Origin of the sequence: Sarcina sp. DSM 11001 (genome assembly GCF_900101015.1) — a bacterium.
GTDB lineage: Bacteria > Bacillota > Clostridia > Lachnospirales > Lachnospiraceae > CAG-791.
This window is the reverse complement of record NZ_FNFZ01000012.1, coordinates 1-7676: the sequence shown is the minus strand read 5'-3', so window position 1 is coordinate 7676 and position 7676 is coordinate 1. Positions and strand designations below refer to the sequence as shown.

The 7676-nt window shown below is 48.8% G+C and carries 6 protein-coding genes, 5 tRNA genes and 1 rRNA gene; 1 reads left to right on the top strand and 11 read right to left on the bottom strand.

From position 1 onward, the window contains the following. Positions 1 to 127 precede the first annotated feature (127 nt). Positions 128 to 201 (top strand) — tRNA-Arg (locus tag BLT02_RS07825). Positions 202 to 277: 76 nt separating this feature from the next. On the opposite strand, the gene ybaK is transcribed toward BLT02_RS07825, so the two are convergent. The 11 genes from ybaK to BLT02_RS07770 form a co-directional block, all read right to left on the bottom strand. Continuing rightward, complete coding sequence (ybaK, locus tag BLT02_RS07820) at positions 278 to 769, bottom strand: Cys-tRNA(Pro) deacylase (RefSeq protein ID WP_092993370.1); 492 nt, start codon at positions 767 to 769, stop codon at positions 278 to 280. Between the two features lie 122 nt (positions 770 to 891). Beyond that, positions 892 to 1896, bottom strand: coding sequence for an electron transfer flavoprotein subunit alpha/FixB family protein (locus tag BLT02_RS07815; protein WP_092993368.1), 1005 nt, complete (start codon positions 1894 to 1896; stop codon positions 892 to 894). Positions 1897 to 1913: 17 nt separating this feature from the next. Continuing rightward, the gene (locus BLT02_RS07810; protein ID WP_092993365.1) at positions 1914 to 2717 is read right to left on the bottom strand and encodes an electron transfer flavoprotein subunit beta/FixA family protein; all 804 of its coding nucleotides are present in this window, start codon (positions 2715 to 2717) and stop codon (positions 1914 to 1916) included. A 183-nt stretch (positions 2718 to 2900) separates the two neighbouring features. After that, positions 2901 to 3779 carry a 3-hydroxyacyl-CoA dehydrogenase family protein gene (locus tag BLT02_RS07805; protein ID WP_092993362.1) on the bottom strand — a complete coding sequence of 293 codons (879 nt, stop codon included), beginning with the start codon at positions 3777 to 3779 and terminating at the stop codon, positions 2901 to 2903. A 261-nt stretch (positions 3780 to 4040) separates the two neighbouring features. Further along, complete coding sequence (raiA, locus tag BLT02_RS07800; protein WP_092993359.1) at positions 4041 to 4568, bottom strand: ribosome hibernation-promoting factor, HPF/YfiA family; 528 nt, start codon at positions 4566 to 4568, stop codon at positions 4041 to 4043. Between the two features lie 414 nt (positions 4569 to 4982). Beyond that, the gene (locus tag BLT02_RS07795) at positions 4983 to 6533 is read right to left on the bottom strand and encodes a C40 family peptidase (RefSeq protein WP_092993356.1); all 1551 of its coding nucleotides are present in this window, start codon (positions 6531 to 6533) and stop codon (positions 4983 to 4985) included. Positions 6534 to 6782: 249 nt separating this feature from the next. Then, positions 6783 to 6868, bottom strand: a tRNA-Leu gene (locus tag BLT02_RS07790). A 20-nt stretch (positions 6869 to 6888) separates the two neighbouring features. Beyond that, positions 6889 to 6962 (bottom strand) — tRNA-Ile (locus tag BLT02_RS07785). Positions 6963 to 7018: 56 nt separating this feature from the next. After that, a tRNA-Glu gene (locus BLT02_RS07780) sits at positions 7019 to 7090 on the bottom strand. Between the two features lie 78 nt (positions 7091 to 7168). Then, a tRNA-Asn gene (locus BLT02_RS07775) sits at positions 7169 to 7240 on the bottom strand. 163 nt (positions 7241 to 7403) lie between these two features. Further along, a 23S ribosomal RNA gene (locus tag BLT02_RS07770) occupies positions 7404 to 7676 on the bottom strand; the annotation flags it as partial.

Below are 7676 nucleotides of genomic sequence, written 5' to 3'. Positions count from 1 at the left end.
CATACAAATAGTCAAAAAGCAACAATGATAAAAGGCTTCGAAAAATGTCAAAAAAGATTGAAAATCTTATTGACAAAAGTCCCAACCAGCGCTACAATAATACTCGCTGTTGAGGAACAGCGGGTATGTACGTGTAGCTCAGCTGGATAGAGCGTCTGGCTACGGACCAGAAGGTCGCGAGTTCGAATCTTGTCACGTACATGAAAAAAAGCATCTGCGTAGAGCAGGTGCTTTTCTTTTTTTAACATTTTTCTGTTTTATTATTTTTCTGTTTTGGTCATCTTGTCAGGGCAGCGTACTGTGCTTTATAAGCTGTCTTCAGGAGATCTCCGGGAGCGAGGAGGATCTGACAGCCGATCTTTCCTCCGCTGATGTATATTTTTGCTCTGTCTTTTGCGCTCTCATCCACTCTGGTCACAAAGCTTTTTTTCATTCCAATCGATGTACAGCCTCCCCTCACATAACCCGTCAGAGGGAACAACTCCTTCTGATGGATCATGGCAACTGATTTTACGCCAACTGATTTTGCGCATTTTTTTAAATCAAGTTCAGCGTCGATCGGGATCACAAATACGAAATACTGCTTATCAGGCGAGACTGTGACAAGCGTCTTATAAACCAGGTCATGAGGCAGGCCAAGCTTGTCTGCCGTAGCCGCCCCGTCAATAAATTCATCACTTTCATAGGAGAAATGCTCATATTTCACGCCGGCGCGGTCCAGGATCCGCATGGCATTTGTCTTGACCTCTCCCTTATCTTTTTTAGCCATATTTTCCTCTTGGGAACTGCAGAAGAGTTAGCAATACAGTAATGTGTTTCAAGCAACAAGCCCCTCCGCACACGAATGTGCGGAGGGGCCCGGGATTAATTCGATATCAGAAAAGTGAAAGATTATGCTTTCAGTTTCTTGATCTCAGCGGTCAGAGCAGGAACGACCTCGAACAGATCGCCAACTACGCCGTAATCGGAAATGTTGAAGATGCTGGCATCTTCGTCCTTGTTGATGGCGATGATATACTTGGAGCTGCTCATACCAGCGACGTGCTGGATAGCGCCAGAGATACCAGCTGCGACATAGATCTTCGGACCAACGGTCTTGCCGGTCTGGCCAACCTGGTGAGCATGAGGGATCCAGCCTGCGTCAACAGCTGCACGGGAAGCGCCAACTACGCCGCCCAGGAGATCAGCCAGCTCTTTAAGAGGAGCAAAGCCTTCGGGTCCGCCGACACCACGACCGCCGGCAACGATGATATCAGCGCCTTCAAGGTCAACCAGCTCGCCGGCTGCTTCCTTGACGACTTCGATCAGGGTTGTGCGGATATCTTCGGGAGCTACGTGGAACTCTTCCTTGATAACCTCAGCCTTGTTCTCACCCTCTGCAGGTTTCTTGAACACGCCGGGACGGACAGTACCGCACTGAGGGCGATGATCAGGGCACATGATGGTAGCCATCAGGTTACCACCGAATGCAGGACGAGTCCATGCAACGTTGCCGGTCTCTTCATCGATATCCAGGCTTGTGCAGTCTGCGGTCAGACCGGTCTGCAGACGAGAGGAGAGACGGGGACCAAGGTCACGGCCGTTGTTGGTTGCACCGATCATGACGGTGGTGGGGCCATATTTCTCTACCAGATAGTACAGAGCCTTTGTATAGGCATCAGTGGTGTAGTGCTGGTACTCAGGGCCTTCAACATAGATGACCTGGTCAGCACCGTAGATACCGGCCTGCTCAACAGTGGGAGCTACGTTGTTACCGACAACGATACCAACCAGCTTGCCGCCCTGCTTGTCAGCCATCATACGGCCGGGGTTAAGAAGCTCAAGGCCGACCCTCATGGGTGTGCCGTCTTCATTTGTTTCAATAAATACCCACAAATCTTTTGTCTTAGCTTCCATTCTATATTCCCCTCCTATTAGACAATGCCTTTATCCACAAGAATCTTAGCAAGCACTTTTGCGGAGTCTTCGCCGGTCTCTTCCTTGATCTTCATGCCGCCCTCTTTTACAGGAGGTGTGAAGGACCTTTTAACATGTGTAGGGGAGCCGTTCAGGCCATAGTGTGCTGCATCCATCGTAGGATCAAAATCATCGCCGAGCTCTTCGAACTTAGCCTTGTTAGCCATCAGTTTTCTCTTGATGGTAGGATAACGGCACTCAAAGCTGGGCATTGTGAAAGTAACAAGGCAAGGGCACTTGATACCGATCACTTCGTAGCCGCCATCGATTTCCTTGTTGACCTTGAGGCCATCCCCGTCCTCAAAGCACTCAAGTCCATAGGTGACCTGAGGAAGATCCAGCCACTCAGCGATTTCGGGACCGACCTGTGCGGTGTCGCCGTCGATAGCCTGCTTGCCGCAGAAGATCGCATCGAACTTGCCCTCTGTCTCCTCGATTTTCTTAATCGCATGGGAGAGAATGTAGGAAGTAGCCAGAGTGTCAGAACCGCCGAAAGTACGGCCTGTTACGAGATAACCCTTATCTGCAGCGATACCGATGCACTCCTTCAGAACAGCCTTAGCCTGAGGCGGTCCCATGGTCACGACGGTGATCTTGGTGCCGGGGTTCTTATCCTTGATACGGGCAGCTGCCTCGAGAGCATAGCCGTCGAAAGGATTCAGGATTGCCGGAACACCTTCGCGGATAAGGGTGTGCTTGACCGGATCGATCTTAATCATTGTCGTATCCGGAACCTGTTTTACGCATACCAGAATGTTCATAAATGCCTCCTTCTAAAGTGAATCTTTCATACAGTCTACTATATCATGCACTGCAAATAAACCGCAAGTTAGACTCGGGAAATCAGTGTATTATTTTTCATACGCTTTTACGTCAGTCCAAAAAAGCAAGCTTCCCGCTTTTCTGTTTTGTCCATGACGGTCTATCACACTGCTAATATATTCTTATTTATCGGTCGCGACTTTGTTCTTAGGGCCATTGGAATAGTCATAGAAGCCGATGCCGGTCTTGACGCCGAGCCTTTTGCCGCGGACCATCTTACGAAGGAGCGGGCTGGCGGCATACTTGTTGTCGCCAGTGTCAGCATAGATAACATCCATGATTGCCAGGCAGATATCCAGGCCGATGAAATCACCGAGTTCAAGCGGTCCCATGGGGTGGTTGCAGCCAAGCTTCATAGCTGTGTCGATGCCGGCGATATCAGAAACGCCGGTGTATTTAACATTGATTGCTTCGTTGATCATAGGGATCAGGATCCTGTTGACGACAAAGCCTGCAGCCTCATTGACCTGTACCGGGATCTTGCCCAGATCTTTGGAGATCTCGTTAACCTTGTCAACATACTCTGCGGGAGTATTGATGCCGGCAATAACCTCGATAAGCTTCATCACGGGAGCGGGATTGAAGAAATGCATGCCGATGATGGGCTTGGAAAGAGCTGCGCCGATCTCAGTAATGGAAAGGGAGGAGGTATTGGAAGCGAAGATGCAGTCAGGGTTCTTGACGATCTCATCCTGCAGTTCCTTAAATGTCTTCTGTTTAAGCTCCATCACTTCGAGAGCTGCCTCAACTACGAGGTCAGGATCCACGGCGATGGTGTTGAGTCCGCATTCAAATTTGGCAAGGATAGCATCCTCTGCAGCCTGCTCCATTTTTCCCTTGGCAACCATCTTGTCAAAATTGCCTTTGATCTTATTGAAGCCGCCCTGCGCAAATTCTACTTTGATATCGCAGAGATAAACTTTCTCTACCTTGTCACACTGCGCAAATGCCTGCGCAATGCCGGATCCCATCGTACCAGCGCCGATAACTGCTACTTTCATGGTCGTATCCTCCTTTTTGTCAAACAGATGTTTCAGCTTTTATAGTTCACCGCATAGGCGGTACCTGGCAGGGCCGCGCAGTTTCCGTCTCCCCGTGACATCTCCTGCCCTTACCTGCAGTATCCGTTGCAGATTACTATCTGAATAGAATAAATGAAAATATATATTATATTATGAGTACTTACTATATTATGAGTACTTACCAGGAATTCTTTATATTATAAAAATATTATAAAACCTTCTTCAGCCTATAAATTTCCATCAGTTTCCGGGCTCGATCATACCGTAAGTATTTCCCTTTCTCTTATAAACAACAGCGATCTGTTCGGTCTCCGCGTTAATAAATACATAGAAAGAGTGGCCCAAAAGTTCCATCTGCACGCATGCATCCTCGGGATACATGGGTTTGATCTCAAACTGTTTCTTTCGAACGATGCGGATGGCCTCATCGTCATAATAATCGCGCTCAATATAGTCGCGTTTAAACGCTGCCGCCTCCTGGTGCCGTTTGATCAGTTTGCTCTTGTACTTCTTTAACTGTCTTTCAATTACCTCCTCTACGAGATCGATCGACACGTACATGTCGTTGCTGACCTGCTCTGAACGAATAATGTTGTCGCGAACAGGGATCGTAACTTCGATCTTGTGTCTGTCACGGTTCACCTGAAGTGTGACATGGACGACCGTATCCGGTGAAAAGAACTTGTCCAGCTTGTCCAGCTTCTGGGTGACCGCATCCTTCAGGGACTGCGTGACCTCCATATTTTTTCCGACTATTGTGTATTTCATAGATGCCTCTTTCCGCAGCGCAACCTGCTTTTATTTCCACCGCATAAATAAGCCTGCAGCGGATGAGCTGAATACAGAACATATGCTGTCTGTAAAAGACAGCATTTTCTGCACGAACTCATTATAGCATATCCCATGCAAAATTTGCACAATTTTTGTATCCCATAATTAAAAATAATTGTAAATAATTTTCCATTTATGAACTCACTTCATCCGCTTTCCCGTACAAAAAAAGACAGGGACATTTCATCCCTGTCTTTCTACAATAGTCTTTCACTAGTTATCTTTCGCCGGTACTCTCGCACCGGTATTCTTTCACCAGTAATCTTTCGCAGGTATTCTACCGCCGGTATTATTTACAGGTTATCTTTCTCCTGTATTTTTTACCAGTATCTTCCGGCGGTCATTTTAAAATCAGTTGAAAAGTCTGCGGATGCAGACGATATGCATAAAGTTGGCATTGGAAGTGGTGATCCCGTGATGCTCATCCTGCGCATGCACGATCCTTCCATCTCCCATATAAAGGGCCACATGGCCATTGTAACAGACAATGTCTCCCGCACGGGCATCTGCCAGCGATGAAACCGGAGATCCTACGCTTCTGTCAGAAACATCGTAGTGGGGAAGGCGGAAACCGAAGTTTCCGTAAACAGCCATAACGAAACCGGAACAGTCGGCGCCATGGGTAAGGCTGGAGCCGCCCCATACATAAGGATTTCCGACATACTGAAGGGCAAAATCAATGACTGCCTGTCCGGATTCTTCACCTGCCTGGCTCACGGCGACCTTCGCTACATTGGCCTGGGCTGCCGCGGCATCAGCCGCTCTAAGCGCAACCTGAACGACCGCTGTCGCTGTCTCTTCATCCTGACCGGATGCCAGATCCGCTCTGGTCCTGGCGAGCTCCGCTACTGCATCAGCTTTCTCAGCCTTACGCAACTCATGATCCGCGCGCTCCTTGACATTCGAATTTAAAATCCGGTCTTTCTTATCCCGGGAAGATTCCGCGACCGGATAAGCCATGCTGAGTGTTACATCCGAAGAAGGAATATATCCCTCACCGTCTTCTGTGAGAATTCCCAGCCATCCGTCTTCATTCTGAAGAACTTCATACTGTTCGCCTTCTTCGACCATGGTGACTACCTTGGAAGTGTCGTTTGCTTCCTGATAGACTTCCTTTTTATCGCCTTTGTCGACTGTTGCGACCTGTTTCCCGATAATTTCGGACAGTGCCTGCGCCTGATCGCCCTGAACAAGGTAATCGCTCATGACATATCCGACAATATCACCGGAACGGACTCTGGTCCAGCGGTCATCTGCCCTGCGGAGCTCGATCGCGACGTCATTTCCGTACATTTTGCCAATGATCTCGCTGCCGAGAGAAGGCGACTCGTGAATGTTCAGGTATACATTGGGAGAAGCAATGACAAGCTTTTTGTCAGCTGCTTCAGGTTTCTGGACTACTATGGCAAGACTCTGGGCAGCAGAAACAGGATCTGCGGCAAGGTCAATACCGAGCAGGCCGGTAACTGCGGAGTCTCTGCCAGAGACAATGGAAACCTCCGGCATCACAGCCTGATTATAGTTATCCACTACAGCATCAAGAGCAGAAGGAATCTCTTCAGGAGCATCCTGCTCATCCGACACGTTATTCTCATCAGCCGCTTCCGTGTCACTGAGAACTACCAGCTGCTGTCCGCCGTCCTCTTCTTTCTGCGTCTCTTCCTCGACAGTTTCAGCTGGTGTTTCAGCATCTTCCTGTTCAATAAACTGTGATATGGAACCTGAAGCAGCGTCCTCATCGAGAATAGACAAAGACTTCCGGGCTTCTTTTTCATCCTGAGTTTCAGAACCTGAAAGAGGGTTCTGAAGGAACTCATTCGCCAGAACAGGAGCCCCCGTCATGGAAGCAATTGCTGTAAATGATAATAATCCTGATAAAAGTTTTATCTTTTTAGAAGCCATTGAACCTCCAGAATATTTATTACAAAAATAACTGTTATTTTTTTACGGACTGTTAGTCTTTTGTTACAAATATATTACATCTATGACATAATATAACAAACATAAAATAGTATGTCAAGTAAGCGCAGGTATTGGATTGTATGCAATTATACGGGATGCCAGCACGCGGCAGTCCTCTGCTTCCTCGGACGTGCATGGCTCATTGCTACGCACAGAAAAAGCGTCCGCATTAAGCGAACGCTTTCAGGATGCCGGCAGTCGGGGTCGAACCGACACTCGATTTAAGTCGAACGGGATTTTAAGTCCCGCGCGTCTGCCAATTCCGCCATGCCGGCATGAACAGAGCTGACTCTAGTGGATCCTCGGGGACTCGAACCCAGGACCGACCGGTTATGAGCCGGTTGCTCTAACCAACTGAGCTAAGGATCCTTGTATCAGGAAATAATCTCTTGAAGCAGTAATCAAAAATGATCTTTTCCCGGAAGTGACTCCGACGGGAATCGAACCCGTGTTACCGCCGTGAAAGGGCGATGTCTTAACCGCTTGACCACGGAGCCTTATAAAAAATATATGCTATCCTCAAAGAAAGGATAATTACCGAAAAAGCGGCAGGAAAAACTCTCTGCCGCCCAAACCGCCTCGAGCAGGGCTCGAACCTGCAACACCGCGGTTAACAGCCGCGTGCTCTACCATTGAGCTATCAAGGCATAACAGTATACGAATCATAACGCGCAGAAAATGTTTTCAATGGAAAACGTTCTGTGTCCGTTTTCATACCTTCAAAACTGAATAAGAAAAGCGCACATCTCACTGTCGAGCACTTGCTGCCTGCAGGACCGGCATCCTCCGCTTCGCGGCGGTGCCAGAACTGAGGATAAGCAGCCGACCTATTAGTACGCGTCAGCTCCATGCGTTGCCGCACTTCCACCTCGCGCCTATCCACCTCGTAGTCTTCAAGGGGTCTTGTGATGTCTCATCTTGGGGGGGGCTTCACGCTTAGATGCCTTCAGCGTTTATCCCTGCCGGGCTTGGCTACCCTGCCTCTTGCGCCTGGCGGCGCAGCAGATACACCAGCGGCCCGTCCACCCCGGTCCTCTCGTACTAAGGGCAGCTCCCCTCAAACATCCTACGCCCGCGCCGGAT

Coding starts and splice junctions, on each gene's coding strand:
- ybaK (WP_092993370.1), bottom strand. CDS start 769: ATGGCTAAAAAAGATAAGGGAGAGGTCAAGACAAATGCCATGCGGATC.
- BLT02_RS07815 (WP_092993368.1), bottom strand. CDS start 1,896: ATGGAAGCTAAGACAAAAGATTTGTGGGTATTTATTGAAACAAATGAA.
- BLT02_RS07810 (WP_092993365.1), bottom strand. CDS start 2,717: ATGAACATTCTGGTATGCGTAAAACAGGTTCCGGATACGACAATGATT.
- BLT02_RS07805 (WP_092993362.1), bottom strand. CDS start 3,779: ATGAAAGTAGCAGTTATCGGCGCTGGTACGATGGGATCCGGCATTGCG.
- raiA (WP_092993359.1), bottom strand. CDS start 4,568: ATGAAATACACAATAGTCGGAAAAAATATGGAGGTCACGCAGTCCCTG.
- BLT02_RS07795 (WP_092993356.1), bottom strand. CDS start 6,533: ATGGCTTCTAAAAAGATAAAACTTTTATCAGGATTATTATCATTTACA.